Annotated in this window: 12 protein-coding genes; 4 read left to right on the top strand and 8 right to left on the bottom strand. The window is 70.6% G+C overall.

The window, feature by feature from the left end:
* Positions 1-205: 205 nt before the first annotated feature.
* On the top strand, positions 206-904 hold the full coding sequence (locus KJK29_RS12295) for an aggregation-promoting factor C-terminal-like domain-containing protein (protein WP_251057767.1): 699 nt from the start codon (positions 206-208) through the stop codon (positions 902-904).
* 87 nt (positions 905-991) lie between these two features.
* Complete coding sequence (locus tag KJK29_RS12290) at positions 992-2,305, top strand: AI-2E family transporter (RefSeq protein ID WP_215118848.1); 1,314 nt, start codon at positions 992-994, stop codon at positions 2,303-2,305.
* A gap of 117 nt (positions 2,306-2,422) precedes the next feature.
* Here KJK29_RS12290 and KJK29_RS12285 read toward each other — a convergent pair whose 3' ends face one another.
* Positions 2,423-2,956: an alkyl hydroperoxide reductase gene (locus KJK29_RS12285; protein WP_215118847.1), complete on the bottom strand. Its 534-nt coding sequence runs from the start codon at positions 2,954-2,956 to the stop codon at positions 2,423-2,425.
* A gap of 6 nt (positions 2,957-2,962) precedes the next feature.
* Positions 2,963-3,517: a peroxiredoxin gene (locus KJK29_RS12280; protein WP_184590931.1), complete on the bottom strand. Its 555-nt coding sequence runs from the start codon at positions 3,515-3,517 to the stop codon at positions 2,963-2,965.
* Positions 3,518-3,650: 133 nt separating this feature from the next.
* Here KJK29_RS12280 and KJK29_RS12275 point away from each other — a divergent pair, with 133 nt between their 5' ends.
* The gene (locus KJK29_RS12275) at positions 3,651-4,601 is read left to right on the top strand and encodes a LysR substrate-binding domain-containing protein (protein WP_215118844.1); all 951 of its coding nucleotides are present in this window, start codon (positions 3,651-3,653) and stop codon (positions 4,599-4,601) included.
* 46 nt (positions 4,602-4,647) lie between these two features.
* On the opposite strand, the gene KJK29_RS12270 is transcribed toward KJK29_RS12275, so the two are convergent.
* The 5 genes from KJK29_RS12270 to KJK29_RS12250 all read right to left on the bottom strand — a co-directional run bounded on the left by KJK29_RS12270 (position 4,648) and on the right by KJK29_RS12250 (position 9,512).
* Positions 4,648-6,987, bottom strand: coding sequence for an ABC transporter permease (locus tag KJK29_RS12270; RefSeq protein ID WP_215118842.1), 2,340 nt, complete (start codon positions 6,985-6,987; stop codon positions 4,648-4,650).
* On the bottom strand, positions 6,984-7,673 hold the full coding sequence (locus KJK29_RS12265) for an ABC transporter ATP-binding protein (RefSeq protein ID WP_215118841.1): 690 nt from the start codon (positions 7,671-7,673) through the stop codon (positions 6,984-6,986). Before KJK29_RS12265 ends, KJK29_RS12270 begins: the two co-directional genes overlap by 4 nt.
* Positions 7,670-8,194, bottom strand: a complete 525-nt coding sequence (locus KJK29_RS12260; protein ID WP_215118836.1) for a PadR family transcriptional regulator — start codon at positions 8,192-8,194, stop codon at positions 7,670-7,672. The genes KJK29_RS12265 and KJK29_RS12260 overlap by 4 nt, the downstream gene beginning before the upstream one ends.
* 113 nt (positions 8,195-8,307) lie before the next feature.
* Entirely contained in the window at positions 8,308-8,580 is a 273-nt protein-coding gene (locus tag KJK29_RS12255) for a hypothetical protein (RefSeq protein WP_215118834.1), read from the bottom strand.
* Positions 8,577-9,512 carry an SPFH domain-containing protein gene (locus KJK29_RS12250; RefSeq protein ID WP_215118832.1) on the bottom strand — a complete coding sequence of 312 codons (936 nt, stop codon included), beginning with the start codon at positions 9,510-9,512 and terminating at the stop codon, positions 8,577-8,579. Before KJK29_RS12250 ends, KJK29_RS12255 begins: the two co-directional genes overlap by 4 nt.
* A 260-nt stretch (positions 9,513-9,772) precedes the next feature.
* On the opposite strand from KJK29_RS12250, the gene KJK29_RS12245 reads away from it, so the two are divergent.
* The gene (locus tag KJK29_RS12245; RefSeq protein ID WP_215118830.1) at positions 9,773-12,064 is read left to right on the top strand and encodes a transglycosylase domain-containing protein; all 2,292 of its coding nucleotides are present in this window, start codon (positions 9,773-9,775) and stop codon (positions 12,062-12,064) included.
* Between the two features lie 60 nt (positions 12,065-12,124).
* Here the strand turns inward: KJK29_RS12245 and KJK29_RS12240 are convergent, their stop codons facing one another.
* Positions 12,125-14,269: a SpoIIE family protein phosphatase gene (locus KJK29_RS12240; RefSeq protein ID WP_215118829.1), complete on the bottom strand. Its 2,145-nt coding sequence runs from the start codon at positions 14,267-14,269 to the stop codon at positions 12,125-12,127.
* Positions 14,270-14,431 lie beyond the last annotated feature (162 nt).

The following is a 14,431-nucleotide window of genomic DNA, read 5'->3' as shown; positions in this document are numbered from 1 at the left end:
CCCCCAGCGGTACGGCACCACAAAAGCAACAGCATCAACTGCATAGCGATGTCGTATGCCGCCCGCGCACCACGCGGCGCTCCCTCCCGAGGGAGTTGCCCACCGGGCCCGTGCCTCCCGTGACCCGTAGTTGGGGAGGCCAGTGCCAGGGGCACGATTGCGTCCGCGAGGGTCACCGAAGCGGGCGATGCTGGAAGGAAACCGTGTGAGCCGGATCTCGGTCCGGGGATTCGCAGTGGCTTCGGCCACGGCGGTCACCGCTGTCGGAAGCGTCGTCGGCGTTGCCTCGGGCAGCACCGCGCAGAACAACGACGCCGAAGCGACGGCAAACGGCACCACGTTGCTCGCGGACATCCCCTCGGGTCAGCAGGCCCAGGTGCAGACCGCGTCCCTGACGCAGCAGGCCGACGTACAGGCCATCGCCGCCGACGTGAGCGCGAAGAAGGACGCCGAGGAGGCCGCCCGCAAGGCCGCCGCCGACACGGCCATCGCGAAGAAGGAGGCCGCCGAGAAGGCGGCGAAGGCGGCGAAGGAAGCCAAGGAGCGCGAGGAGGCCGACAAGGCCGCCAGCCGTTCCAAGGACATCTCCGACATCCCCGTCTCGAGCTCCTACACGATCGCGCAGATCCAGGCGATGGCCCGGCAGATCGTGCCCTCCGGTCAGTTCCAGTGCTTCAGCAACATCGTGGACCACGAGTCCGACTGGAACTACAAGGCCGTCAACCCCTCCTCCGGGGCCTACGGCATGTTCCAGGCACTGCCCGGTACCAAGATGTCGTCCGCCGGTGCCGACTGGCGGACCAACCCGGCCACCCAGATCAAGTGGGGCCTCGGCTACATGAACGACCGCTACGGCAGCCCGTGTGACGCCTGGTCGTTCTGGCAGGCCAACAACTGGTACTGAGCCACCCGGCCTTCGGGCCCCTGTCATCCTCAGCACGAGCCCCGCACCGTCGTACGGTGCGGGGCTCGCGCCATGTACGGTCGGACCATGTCGCGAGTGCCAGGGTGGCTCGGCCGGCTCGGCGCCGGACTGACCGAGATGAGCGAGCAGTGGAACGAGCGCCGCGCCGAGGCCGAACGGGAGCGCGGCGAAGCCGAGTCCAGGACCGGGCCCGACGAGTACGTGCCGCCGCCCCCGGACTACGCGCCCGACGTTCCCGCCCGGCCCGATCCCGCGCTGGCCGTGCCGTGGGGCGTGCGGGTCGCGGCGGAGGCCGCCTGGCGGCTGCTCATCCTCGCGGGCACCCTGTGGGTGCTGATGCGGATCATCAGCGCCGTCCAACTGGTGGTGCTGGCGTTCGTGAGCGCCTTGCTGATCACCGCGCTGCTCCACCCGACCGTGGGCAGGCTCCGGCGGCTCGGAGTGCCGCGCGGGCCGGCCACCGCGCTGACCGCGATCCTCGGCTTCGTCATCATGGGGCTGATCGGCTGGTTCGTGACCTGGCAGGTCATGGAGAACATCGACGATCTCTCGGGCCAGATCCAGGACGGCATCGACGAGTTGCGGAACTGGCTGCTGAACAGCCCCTTCCACGTCACGGACAAGCAGATCAACGAGATCGCGGCGAACCTGCGTGAGGCGGTCGGCGCCAACACCGACCAGATCACCTCGGCGGGCCTGGAGGGCGTGACGGTCGTCGTCGAAGCCCTGACCGGGATCCTGCTGGCCGTCTTCTCCACCCTGTTCCTGCTCTACGACGGCAAGCGGATCTGGGAGTGGACGCTGAAGCTGGTCCCGGCGGCGGCGCGGCCGGGAGTGGCCGGGGCCGGGCCGGCGGCGTGGCGGACGCTGACGGCGTATGTGCGGGGCACGGTGATCGTCGCGCTGATCGACGCGATCTTCATCGGGCTGGGGATCTACTTCCTCGATGTGCCGATGGCCGTGCCGCTGGCGGTGTTCATCTTCCTGTTCGCGTTCATCCCGCTGGTCGGCGCCGTGGTGTCCGGGGCGCTGGCCGTGGTGGTCGCGCTGGTCACCCAGGGCGTGTTCACGGCCGTCATGACGCTGGTGGTGGTGCTCGCGGTGCAGCAGATCGAGGGCCACATCCTGCAGCCGTTCATCCTCGGGCGGGCGGTGCGGGTGCATCCGCTGGCCGTGGTGCTGTCCGTCGCGTGCGGGGGGATGGTGGCCGGGATCGGCGGTGCGGTGGTCGCCGTGCCGCTGGTCGCGGTGACGAACACGGTGGCCGGGTATCTGCGGGCGCATTCACGGGGGTCGGCGCTGCGGCATTCGGTACGGCCGCGGGGTGCCACGGCGGTGAGCGCCGAGCCGCCGCCTGCCACGGACCCGCCGTCGGAGTAGCCCGGCCACATCCACGCCGGCATGAAACAGGGCCCCGTCCACCATGCCCAGGGGACGGGGCCCTGCGGTTCATCGCCCGCGGTGCAATGCCCGCGGTTCATCGCCCGCGGTGGGGAGTTACTCCGCCAGGACCGCCTCGGCGTCCAGCGTCACGCCGACCGCCTGGATCACGGACGCGATCTTGAAGGACTCCTGGATGACGTCGCGGTCGATGCCGGCCTTGCGCAGGACCTGCTCGTGCGAGTCGAGGCACATGCCGCAGCCGTTGATGGCGGAGACCGCGAAGGACCAGAGCTCGAAGTCGACCTTGTCGACGCCAGGGTTGCCGATGACGTTCATCCGCAGGCCCGCGCGCAGGGTGCCGTACTCGTGGTCCGAGAGCAGGTGACGCGTGCGGTAGAAGACGTTGTTCATCGCCATCACCGCGGCCGCGGCCTTCGCCGCCGTGTAGGCCTCCGGCGACAGGTTGGCCTTCGCCTCCGGCTCCAGCTCGCGCAGCACGATCGGGGAGCGCGAGGCGATGGCCGTGGCCAGCACCGTGCCCCAGAGCTGCTGGGCCGGCAGGTCGGAGTTGCCGATGACCGAGCCCAGGTTGAGCTTCAGGTCCTTGGCGTAGTCCGGTATCGCGGACTTGAGGTTGTCGAGGGACATCTCAGATCACTCCCCGGAGAGCAGCGCGACGGGGTCGAGCGTCTCGTCGCCCTTGCTCCAGTTGCAGGGGCAGAGCTCGTCGGTCTGCAGGGCGTCGAGGACCCGCAGGACCTCCTTGGGGTTACGGCCGACCGAACCCGCGGTCACCATGGAGAACTGGATCTCGTTGTTCTGGTCCACGATGAACACCGCGCGCTTGGCGAAGCCGTCCTCGCCCTCGATGCCGAGGTCGCGCATCAGCTCGTGCTTGGAGTCGGCCATCATCGGGAAGGGCAGGTCACGAAGGTCGTCGTGGTCCTTGCGCCAGGCGTGGTGGACGAACTCGGAGTCGCCGGAGAAGCCGAGGACCTGCGCGTCGCGGTCGGCGAACTCCTCGTTCAGCTTGCCGAAGGCGGCGATCTCGGTCGGGCACACGAAGGTGAAGTCCTTGGGCCAGGCGAAGATGACCTTCCACTGACCCTCGTAGGTCTTGTGGTTGATCTGCTCGAACTCCGCGCCCTTCTCCAGCGAGACACAGGCGGTCAGGTCGAACTCGGGGAACTTGTCACCGACGGTGAGCACACACTCTCCTTGCAGCGAAGAAACACCCGGATTGCGGGTGTTTCCCATGGGTTGGACTGTGTTGATGTTGGCACAGCCTCGATTGATTACGGAAATAGCTACACTCGGTCGGGTTGATCGGAGGTAGTTATTAGTGACTGTGGGTAATAAGCGCAGGCAGCCCAGCCTCGCCCAGCTGCGTGCCTTCGCGGCCGTGGCCGAGCATCTGCACTTCCGGGACGCCGCCGGGGCGATCGGCATGAGCCAGCCCGCCCTCTCGGGTGCCGTCTCGGCGCTGGAGGAGACACTCGGAGTGACGCTCCTGGAGCGTACGACGCGCAAGGTGCTGCTCTCACCCGAGGGCGAGCGGATCGCCGTACGGGCCAAGGCGGTGCTGAGCGAGGTGGGCGCGCTGATGGAGGAGGCCGATGCCGCGCGGGCCCCGTTCACCGGGGTGCTGCGGCTCGGGGTGATCCCGACGGTGGCGCCCTATCTGCTGCCCACGGTTCTGCGGCTCGTCCATGAACGGTATCCGCACCTCGACCTCCAGGTGCACGAGGAGCAGACCACCAGCCTGCTCGACGGTCTCACCAGCGGGCGGCTCGATCTGCTGCTGCTCGCGGTGCCGCTCGGCGTTCCGGGCGTGAGCGAACTGCCGCTCTTCGACGAGGACTTCGTGCTCGTCACCCCGCTCGACCACCGGCTCGGCGGACGCGAGGGCATTCCGCGCGAGGCGCTGCGCGAGCTGAACCTGCTGCTCCTGGACGAGGGACACTGCCTGCGCGACCAGGCCCTCGACATCTGCCGGGAGGCAGGCCGCGACGACGTGCCCGTCACCACGACCGCCGCCGGGCTGTCCACGCTGGTGCAGCTCGTCGCCGGCGGACTCGGAGTCACGCTGCTGCCGCGCACCGCCCTCACGGTCGAGACCTCCCGCAGCAACCAGCTCCTCACCGGCTACTTCGCCGACCCGGCCCCCACCCGCCGGATCGCCCTGGCCATGCGCACGGGCGCGGCACGCGGCGCCGAGTACGAGGAACTGGCGGCGGCCCTGCGACAGGCACTGCGGCCGCTGTCCGTACGGGTCGTCGGCGAGGACGCGTGACGATCCGTACGGACAGCGGCTCGTACGAAAGACCTCTGCTCGAGACCTACTCGGTCCGCAGGCCCTCCGGCCTCATCAGCTTCCACAGCGGCGGCAGGCTCAGCAGGGTCACCACCAGGACGACCCCCGCGCCGATGCCGGTCATCGACAGCACGCTCGGCCAGTCCACGCGGACGGACGTGTCCGTCATGCGCAGCAGGACCGCGCCCAGGGCGATCCCCACCGTCGCGGCGAGCAGCAGGCCGAGGCCGATCGGGATCGCCGTCTGCCACAGGACCGACAGGCTGAGCGTGCGGCGCCGGGTGCCGAAGGCGACCAGCGACGACAGCAGCTTGCGGCGTTCGCGCAACTGCTCCAGCTGCGAGACCAGCAGGCTCGCCCCGATCAGCGCCAGCACACACGCGGCGCCGACGGACAGGCCCGTGCGGATGGTGGCGTAGCGCTCGTTGCTCTCGGTGCCGCTCCACGTCATCGGCTCGACCGTCGGGTCCAGCCGCGCGGCGGTGTTGCGCACGTGTTCGTACGCGTCCGGCACGGAGAGGTCCAGGCTGATGAAGATCTCCGTGGAGGCGGCCGCCCCGAGCGTCTCGGGCAGCGCGGCGGGCGTGACCAGGATGCCGCCGCGCTCGTACCCGGTGGGGTCCTCGCGGGGCTGGGCCTGCCGGATGTCCTTCGGCACGGTCCAGGAGACCCAGCCGTCGTCGGAGCGGAGGGTGTCCTGAGGGTCGGCCCACAAGGTCGTGCCGGGCTCGGTCAGATGGTCGTTGGCGCTGTCGTACTCCGAGCCCCTGACGGCGAAGACGTCCCCGTCGCGACAGGAGGGGAGCGTGGCCACCTCGCGCAGCGAAGCGCAGTCGGCCACGGTGAGCTGGGCCATGGACTCCGACTCGCCGCGCCGGTCGCCGAGATAGACATCGGACAGTGCGGTGAGCCCCCGCACGCCCTCGGTGTCGCGGTACTTCCCGGCGATGGCCGCGGGGTCGTCCCCGTCCGGCACCTGCACGCTCATCTGGGCCCGGGAGACGTCGTACCGGGACGCCTGGGTGTACTGGCCCTCGACACCCGCGAACAGCATCTGAAGGGCGATCGCCCCGGCCACCGCCACCGCGATGCCGTTGACCATCCGGGCCGCCGTGCCACTGCTCAACTGGAGCCTGCGCACGGCGAGCTGCCAGGCGATGCCGCCCGAGCCGAGCCGCGCCACCACCCTCTCCACCACCCAGGGGAGCAGCGCCGTGACGCCGACCAGCAGGAGCATCACGCCGCCGACGACGAGGTACTGGTTGAAGTTCCCGCCGTCGTCGCCCTGCCCGACCATCGGGGCGAGCAGGGCGAGCCCGCCCAGCGGCAGCAGCAGCCGCCACCACAGCCGGCGCCGCGTCGGCTTTGCCGAGCGCACCACGCCGAGCGGCTCGATGACCACCCCGCGCAGGGCGAGGATCGTCACCAGGACCGCCGCCGCCGGCACCGCCAGCGCGACCAGGACGGCCAGCAGGGGAGAGGGGTTCAGATAGCTCGGGAACACGCTGACCTGGAACACCTCGGCGGTCGCCGCCAGTTCGCGTCCGATCAGGAAGAACCCGGTGCCCAGGACGAGCCCCAGCACGGAACCGGCGAGCGCCTCACCGGCGGCGATCCTCCGGGTCATGCGGCTGTCGGAGCCGACCAGTCGCAGCGCCGCCAGCCTGCGGTCGCGCCGCTCACCGCCGAACCGCACGGCCGCGGCGATGAACACGGCCACCGGCATCAGCAGCACCACGAAGACGACCAGGACCAGCAGGAGCAGCACCGGGTCCCAGGGGTCGGACGACGCCAGGTCCGGGTTGCCGAAGCTGTCGATCCGGGCCCCGCTGGCGGGTCCCTCCAGCAGCTTCTCGAGCCCCTTGCCGCCCGCGAAGTAGGCGAGTTCCTGCGAGCCGACGAGCCCCTGCTCGCCGATGGTGCCCACGACGCGGTAGTCCAGCCGCTCCCGCAGCAGCCTGCCGTCGTCGGAGGCGAGCAGCTCCTTCAGCGCGGGGGAGACGACCATCTCGCCCGCCGCGGGGAACTCGGCGACTCCCGGCGGCAGCGGGGCCAGCGGGCCCTCCGGCTCCAGCAGCCGCCCGCGGACGGACACGTCCCGGAACGTGGTGTCCGCGTCCAGGACCATCAGCGTGTCGTCGGCCTTCGGTATCTCCTGCTGGCCGATGGTGTGGTCGCTGCGCGCCTCCTCACGCCGGTCCCGCTCCGCCAGCGCGTTCGGGATGGCGGTGGTGAGCAGCAGCAGCGCCACGCCGAGCCCGACGCCGACGGCCGTGAGCAGTGCCCGGGTCCATCCCTCGCGTCCGCCGGCGAAGGCGTACCGGGTGCCCATGGCCAGGTCCCGGGCCCACTGCCGTGCGCTCATACGACGCGCTCCATGTCCCGGGACTTCCCGTCGCGGACGACGATCTCGCGGTCGGAGTAGGCGGCGACCCGCGCCTCGTGCGTGACGAGCACCACGGCCGCGTTGGTGGACCGGGCGGCCTCGGTGAGCAGCTCCATCACGCGCTCGCCGTTGAGCGAGTCGAGCGCGCCGGTCGGCTCGTCGGCGAAGATCACCCGCGGGCTCGTCACCAGGGAACGGGCGACGGCGACGCGCTGCCCCTGACCGCCGGAGACCTCGCCGGGTCGCTTCTTGCGCAGGTCGTCGACCTCGAGCCGCTCCATCCACGCCAGCGCGGTCCGCTCGGACTCCTTGCGGGAGGACCCGCTCAGCCGCAGCGGGAGCGCGACGTTCTCCACGCAGGTGAGTTCCGGCACGAGCTGGCCGAACTGGAACACGAACCCGAACTCGGAGCGCCGCAGCGCACTGCGCTCGGCATCGCTCATCGAGGTCACCTCGCGCCCGTTGTACGTGATCGAGCCCGAGTCGGGTGTGACGATCCCGGCGAGGCAGTGCAGCAGCGTCGACTTGCCCGAGCCGGAGGGGCCCATCACGGCGACGACCTCGCCCGGGTGGATGGAGAACTCGGCGCCGTCGAGCGCGGTGGTCGGGCCGTACGCCTTGCGCAGGTCCTGGGCGGTGAGCAGCGAACCAGCGGGATGGGTCATCGGGCCACCGCCTCACGGAGCTTGTCCAGACGGGCCGCGGTCAGTTCCAGCCAGCGCAGGTCGGCCTCCAGGTGGAACAGGGCGTGGTCGCAGATGAGCTGGTCGGCCAGGTCGCCCTTGCGCTTGCGGTCGGTGAGGATCCGCATGCTGCGCAGATGCTCGGAGCGCTGGGTGTCGAGGATGTCGGAGGCGTCGCGGTGGGTGAGCAGCGCGAGGACGACCTTGGTGTAGAGGGTCGACTGGAGGTACGGCTCCGGCTTCTCGGGCGTCGCGAGCCAGCGCTCGACGTCGGTGATGCCGGCCTCGGTGATCGCGTACCGCTTGCGCTCGGGCCCGCCGCCCGCCTCGATGCCGTCGACCTCGACGAGCCCGTTCTTCAGCAGGCGGGACATCGTCGAGTAGACCTGGCCGTAGTGGAGCGGCCGGTCGTGACCGAACTTCTCGTCGAAGGCCCGCTTCAGGTCGTAACCGTGGCGCGGGCCGGACTCCAGGAGCCCCAGGAGAGTGTGACCGATGGACATGCCAAGCACTCTACATACTGTGTATACGCCGCATGTATACGCGGGGTGTGCAGTCCATGGCGGGCGGTGCGGTCGTGCAGGTCGGGGGCTGTTGTCACGGTTGCGCAACAGCCTCAGGCCGGCGGAGGTCCAGGCGGGGGCTCGGGGGCCGAGGTGCCGGGCGGCCGCCCGCGCCGGGGGATGGGCCCGGTCTCCCGCGGCAGCCTCCCGGTCTCGGCCAGCGCCTTCCGCAGCAGGAACTCGATCTGGGCGTTCGCCGACCGCAGCTCGTCCCCGGCCCACCGGGCCAGCGCCTCGTACACCGCCGGGTCCAGCCGCAGCAGCACCTGCTTGCGCTGCTGCTGCGGCCGGCGCTGCGGGCCCGGACCCTCGGACGGTGCGGTCACTGGTAGAGGGACCCGGTGTTGAGGACGGGCTGCGCGGCGCGGTCCCCGCACAGCACCACCATGAGGTTGGAGACCATGGCCGCCTTCCGTTCGGAGTCCAGCTCCACGATGTCCCGCTCGGAGATCCGGGCGATCGCGGCCTCCACCATGCCGACCGCTCCGTCCACGATCTGCCGCCGGGCCGCGACGACCGCGCCGGCCTGCTGCCGCTGGAGCATCGCCGAGGCGATCTCGGGGGCGTACGCGAGGTGCGTGAAGCGCGACTCGATGATCTGCACCCCGGCGGCCTCCACGCGCGCGTGGAGTTCGACGGCGAGCTTCTCGGTGATCTCCTCGGCGTTGCCGCGCAGCGAGAGGCCGTCCTCCTCATGTGCGTCGTAGGGGTACTCGATGGCGATGTGCCGCACGGCCGCCTCGGTCTGGGTGGAGACGAACTCGATGTAGTCGTCCACCTCGAAGGTGGCCTGGGCGGTGTCCTCGACCCGCCACACCACGACCGCGGCGAGCTCGATCGGGTTGCCGTAGGCGTCGTTGACCTTCAGGACGGCGGTCTCGTGGTTGCGCACGCGGGTCGAGATCTTCGTGCGCGAGGTGAGCGGGTTCACCCAGCGCAGGCCGTCCTCGCGGATCGTCCCCCGGTAGCGACCGAAGAGCTGGACGACCCGGGCCTCGCCGGGCGCCACCATGTTCAGCCCGCACATGGCCAGGAACGCCGCGAGCGCGACCAGGATGCCGCCGATGATCAGGCCGGCCTTCGCCCCGGAGCCGTCCACCGCCGTGGCGGTCGCGATCAGCCCGGCACCGGCCAGCAGCCCGAGCAGCCCGAGGAACAGGGCGAGCCCGCCGCCGATGCTCTGCGCGGTGAACTCCCGTACGCGTGGTGCCGGCATCTCGGGCACATCGGCGGTGACCTGCGCGTCGTGTGTGGACATGGGTGATCCCCCGTTCTTCTCGCGGACCCATCCTGCATAGCGTCCGTCTAACTAAGTGATATCACTTTATCGTGTCCTGGCAACCCTTCGGGTGTCTCGAACGTCGGTTCCGTTGGGATGGGTGCTGATTGTCACGCCCGCAAAGGGCCGGATCGGCAGCCCTATCTCTTATCTCCCGGTGTTAGCTTTCTGAGCTGACCTGAGCGGCGAACCTGTGTGACACACGAGCACACATGAACGAAGCGGAGCGGATCGGACCCATGGGACGAGCGGAAGAAAGACGCGCCAGACAGCGCGCCGGGCGCCGGGCGGCACCCAAGGGCCACCGTTCGTCGGCCCCTGCCGGGAAGAGCGGCATACGCAGGCTCTTCACCTGGAAGAAGATCCTCGGCACCTTCTTCGGCCTGTGCCTGCTCGGCATGGGCGCCTTCATCGTGCTGTACATGGTGATCGACATCCCCGAGGGGAACGCCGACGCCAAGCGCCAGAGCAACATCTACAAGTACAGCGACGGCTCGATCATGGCCCGCGACGGCAAGGTCAACCGCGAGGTCGTCGACCTGTCCAGGGTCCCCAAGGAAGTCCGGAAGACCTTCGTCGCCGCCGAGAACAAGACCTTCTACAAGGACGCCGGCGTCGACCTCAAGGGCACCGCCCGCGGCGTGGTGAACACGCTCTCCGGCCGTGGCGCGCAGGGCGGTTCGACGATCACCCAGCAGTACGTCAAGAACTACTACCTGACGCAGGAACAGACCGTCTCGCGCAAGCTGAAGGAACTGGTCATCTCGCTGAAGCTGGACCGGGAGAAGTCCAAGGACTACATCCTCGCCGGCTACATCAACACCAGCTACTACGGCCGCAACGCCTACGGCATCCAGGCCGCCGCCCAGGCCTACTACCGCAAGGACGCCGAGGACCTCACGGTCGCGCAGGGCGCCTACCTCGCCGCGCTGCTCCAGGCACCGAGCCAGTACGACTGGGCGGTCGCCTCCGAGGGCGGTAAGAAGATGGCCAAGGCGCGCTGGAACTACGTCCTGAAGAACATGGTCGAGGAGGGCTGGCTGAGCCAGTCCGAGCGTGACGGCATGAAGTTCCCGGTGCCCAAGGAGCCCAAGCCCGCCCCCGGCATGGAGGGCCAGAAGGGCTATCTGGTCAACTCGGCCAACGCGACCCTGGAGAAGCAGCTCGTCGCCGAGGGCAAAGCGAGCAGCCGCAAAGAAGCCGAGGCGCTGGTCAACGCCGGCGGCTGGACCATCACGCTGAACATCGACAAGAAGAAGCAGGCCGCGCTGGAGAAGTCCGTCCGGCAGCAGCTGAACAGCAAGCTCGACCCCGACAAGCGCGAGGTCGACGCGGACGTCCAGGCCGGTGCCGCGTCCGTGAACCCCAAGACGGGCGCCGTGGTCGCGATGTACGGCGGCCAGGACTACTTCAAGCACTGGTCCAACAACGCCACCCGCACCGACTACCAGCCGGCCTCCACCTTCAAGCCGGTCATCCTGGCCGCCGCCCTGGAGGAGCAGGCGAAGACGCAGGACGGCGAGCCGATCAACGCGCGCACGGTCTACGACGGCACAAGCAAGCGCCCGGTCATGGAGGACGGCAGCAAGGTCGGCTTCGCCCCCGAGAACGAGGACGACCAGAACTACGGGCCCATCAGCGTCCAGACGGCGATGAACAAGTCCGTCAACTCCGTCTTCGCGCAGATGGGCGTCGACGTCGGCATGTCCGAGGTGGTCGACGTCGCCGGCAAGCTCGGCATGGACACCGAGAACATGGAGGCCGTGCCCGCGCAGACCCTGGGCAGCATGGGCGCGAGCCCCCTGCAGATGGCCGGGGTCTACGCGACCCTCGACAACCACGGCAAGAAGGTCACCCCGTCCCTCGTGAAGTCGGCGGAGCACCTGAACCAGAAGGTCACCATGCCCGACCCGATCGGCGAGCAGGTCATCAGCCGTGAGGCGGCCGACTCGGTGACCTCGGTGCTGACCGGCGTGGTCGACGACGGCACCGCGCAGGGGTCCGTACGCAACAATCCGGCCCGCGACGGCCAGCAGGTGGCGGGCAAGACGGGTACGTCCGACAACAACAAGTCGGCCTGGTTCACCGGCTACACGCCGAACCTGGTCACCTCGGTCGGGATGTTCGGCGAGGACAACAAGCCCCCCTACAAGCAGGTCCCGATGTACAAGGCGGCCGGCGAGCCCCGTATCAACGGCGGCGATTTCCCGGCTCGGATCTGGGCGGCGTACACCTTCGGCGTCATGGGCGATGTCACCAAGTTCAACCTGGACACCCAGCAGGGCGCGGCCGTCCAGCCCACCTGGACGCCGACGCCCACGCAGTCGGAGACCGAGGAGCCTACCGAGGAGCCGACGACCGAGGAACCGTCGTCTTCCGCGCCGCCGACGACGGAGGAGCCGAGCACCTCGGCGCCCCCGACCCCGTCGACGTCACCGCCGACCATCACGCCGCCGACGACCCCGGGGACGGCGTCGCCGCCGACCGACGGCGACCCGTTCGACCCGGTGAATCCGGGCGACGAGGACTAGGAGACGCGAAAGGGCGCCCGGCATCACGCCGGGCGCCCTTTCGCCGTGTCGTCCCCCGCGTCAGCCGCGGTTGAGCTCGAACCAGACCACCTTGCCCGTGCTCAGCCGCGTCGCGCCCCAGCGCCGGGCCAGGCGGTTCACCAGGTACAGGCCGCGGCCGCCCTCGTCGGTCGCGCGGGCCTGCCTCAGGCGCGGCAACTGCGGCACGTCGTCGCCCACTTCGCAGCGCAGGACGTCCGTGCGCAGCAGGCGCACGGTGACCGGCCGGGTCGCGTACCGCACGGCGTTGGTGACGACCTCGCTGACCAGCAGCTCGACGGAGTCGCTGAGTTCCTCCAGGCCCCAGCGCTGCAGCGCGCGCCGGGCCAGCCGGCGGGCGCGGCCGGGGGCGGCGTCCTCCGGCTCCAGGAACCAGTACGCCACATCGCTGGGCGCGATCCCGTCGAAGCGGGCGGCGAGCAGCGCGATGTCGTCGTCCCGGTCGCCCGGGCCGAGCATGTCGAGCACCTCGTCGCAGAGGGCCTCCAGCGGCGGCGGATGGTCGGGGCCGGTGAGCTGCGCGGTCGCGGCGAGCTTCTCGCGCAGCTGCTCGATGCCGGTCCAGACGTCCCTGAGGCGCGACTCCACCAGGCCGTCGGTGTACAGCAGCAGGGTCGCGCCGGCGGGCGCGTCCAGCTCCACCGCCTCGAAGTCGACGCCGCCGACCCCGATGGGGGCACCGGCCGGCACGCGCAGCACCTCGGCACGGCCGCCCAGGTGGAGCAGGACGGGCGGCGGGTGACCGGCGTTGGCGATGGTGATGCGGTGCGATACCGGGTCGTAGACGGCGTAGAGGCAGGTCGCCATGCGGTCCACGCCGAGGCGCTGGGCCTGTTCGTCGAGGTGGTGCAGCACCTCCTGCGGCGGCAGATCGAGGCCCGCGAGGGTCTGGGCGGTGGTGCGCAGCTGGCCCATGATGGCGGCCGAGGTCATGGAATGGCCCATGACGTCACCGACGACCAGGGCGACCCGGCTGCCGGGCAGCGGGATCGCGTCGTACCAGTCGCCGCCGACCCGGGCCGTCTCCGCGGCCGGCAGATAGCGGGAGGCGAGCCGTACGCCGGTGGGGCGGGGCAGCGTCTCGGGCAGCATGGTGCGCTGCAACTCGTCCGCGATGTACGCCTCACGCCCGTACAGCACGGCCTTGTCGATGCCCAGCGCGCTGTGCGTGGCGAGCTGGGCGGCCACCAGCAGGTCGTCCGGCTCGAAGGCGACGCGCTCGGGGCGGCGCAGGAACAGGGCGGCGCCGATCACCCGGCGCCGGCCGCGCAGCGGGGCGAGGATCGCCCGCTGTCCGTCCGGTACGGCGAACTCGCCGCCCTCGCCGAGCAGCTCGGGCAGCGCGGCACGGGCCGCGGGAGCGTCGGTGAAAACCGGGCGCACACCCCGCAGGACCTCGGCGAGCGCGCTGCCGGGCCGCACCTCGCACAGCTCGGCGCCGACCGCGTCCAGCTCGTCCGGCTCGGGCTGGGTGGCCGGCTGGAAGCCGTTCTCGGTGTCGCGCTCCGCCGGTATCCGGTCGGTGCGGCGCAGCCGCAGCACCAGCGGGCCGGTGGGCCGCTCGTCGCCCACGGGCAGCGGGTCGCGCAGATAGACCAGGATCGCGTCGGAGAAGGTGGGCACGGTGGCCCGGCACAGCCCCATCACGATCTCGTCGAGATCGATGCCGCGGGCGATCCGCCGGGTGGCGGCGCCGACGAACCGGAGCCGGTCGCCGTCCCGCCGCATCGGCGTGGGCTTGCCCGGCGGCAGGCTCTGGCCGCTGCGGCGCTCGGGCCCCTCGGGATTCGGCGCGGGCCGGTCCTGCTCGTCGGCCGGCTGGACCGGAATGCTCTCGGGAGACGGGCGCGGCCGCGGGGTCTCGCGCTCGGCGGTCTGCTCGGCACCCGGCTGGGAGTGCTCGGAGGCGGGGTCGCTCACGGTGTCCTTGCCCTTGCCGAACGGCGTGGAGGTGCCCGGCTCCGAGGTGCCCGGCGTGGTGTGCGCCGTCGTGACCGGAACGGTGACGTCGCCGCCTGAGCGGCCCTGTACCGGTAAGGCGCCCGAGCCGGGCGTGCGCGCCGGTGTCGAGGTATGCACGAGCGCCCCGCGGGGATCCGCGGGGTCGATGCCCGTCTGCGGGCGTTCGAAGGAGGTCGGCTGCTCCGTCACGCGTGTCGAATCCATCCGTCCGGGGCTGCACGCCAGAGGTGCAGGTGGTCCCGCCGAAACTCCGATACCCGGAATACGTGCCCCAGGAACGAAATTCCCGCGTGGTCAGAGGTTGTTTCTGTGCCACCGGCAGACCGTCTGCGGTCCTCAGAGGCCCGCTGACGGCCCCCAGGGCCC

Source organism: Streptomyces koelreuteriae (assembly GCF_018604545.1).
GTDB classification, from domain to species: domain Bacteria; phylum Actinomycetota; class Actinomycetes; order Streptomycetales; family Streptomycetaceae; genus Streptomyces; species Streptomyces koelreuteriae.
The sequence above is the reverse complement of the archived record's forward strand: the minus strand, read 5'-3'. Positions and strand labels throughout refer to the sequence as shown.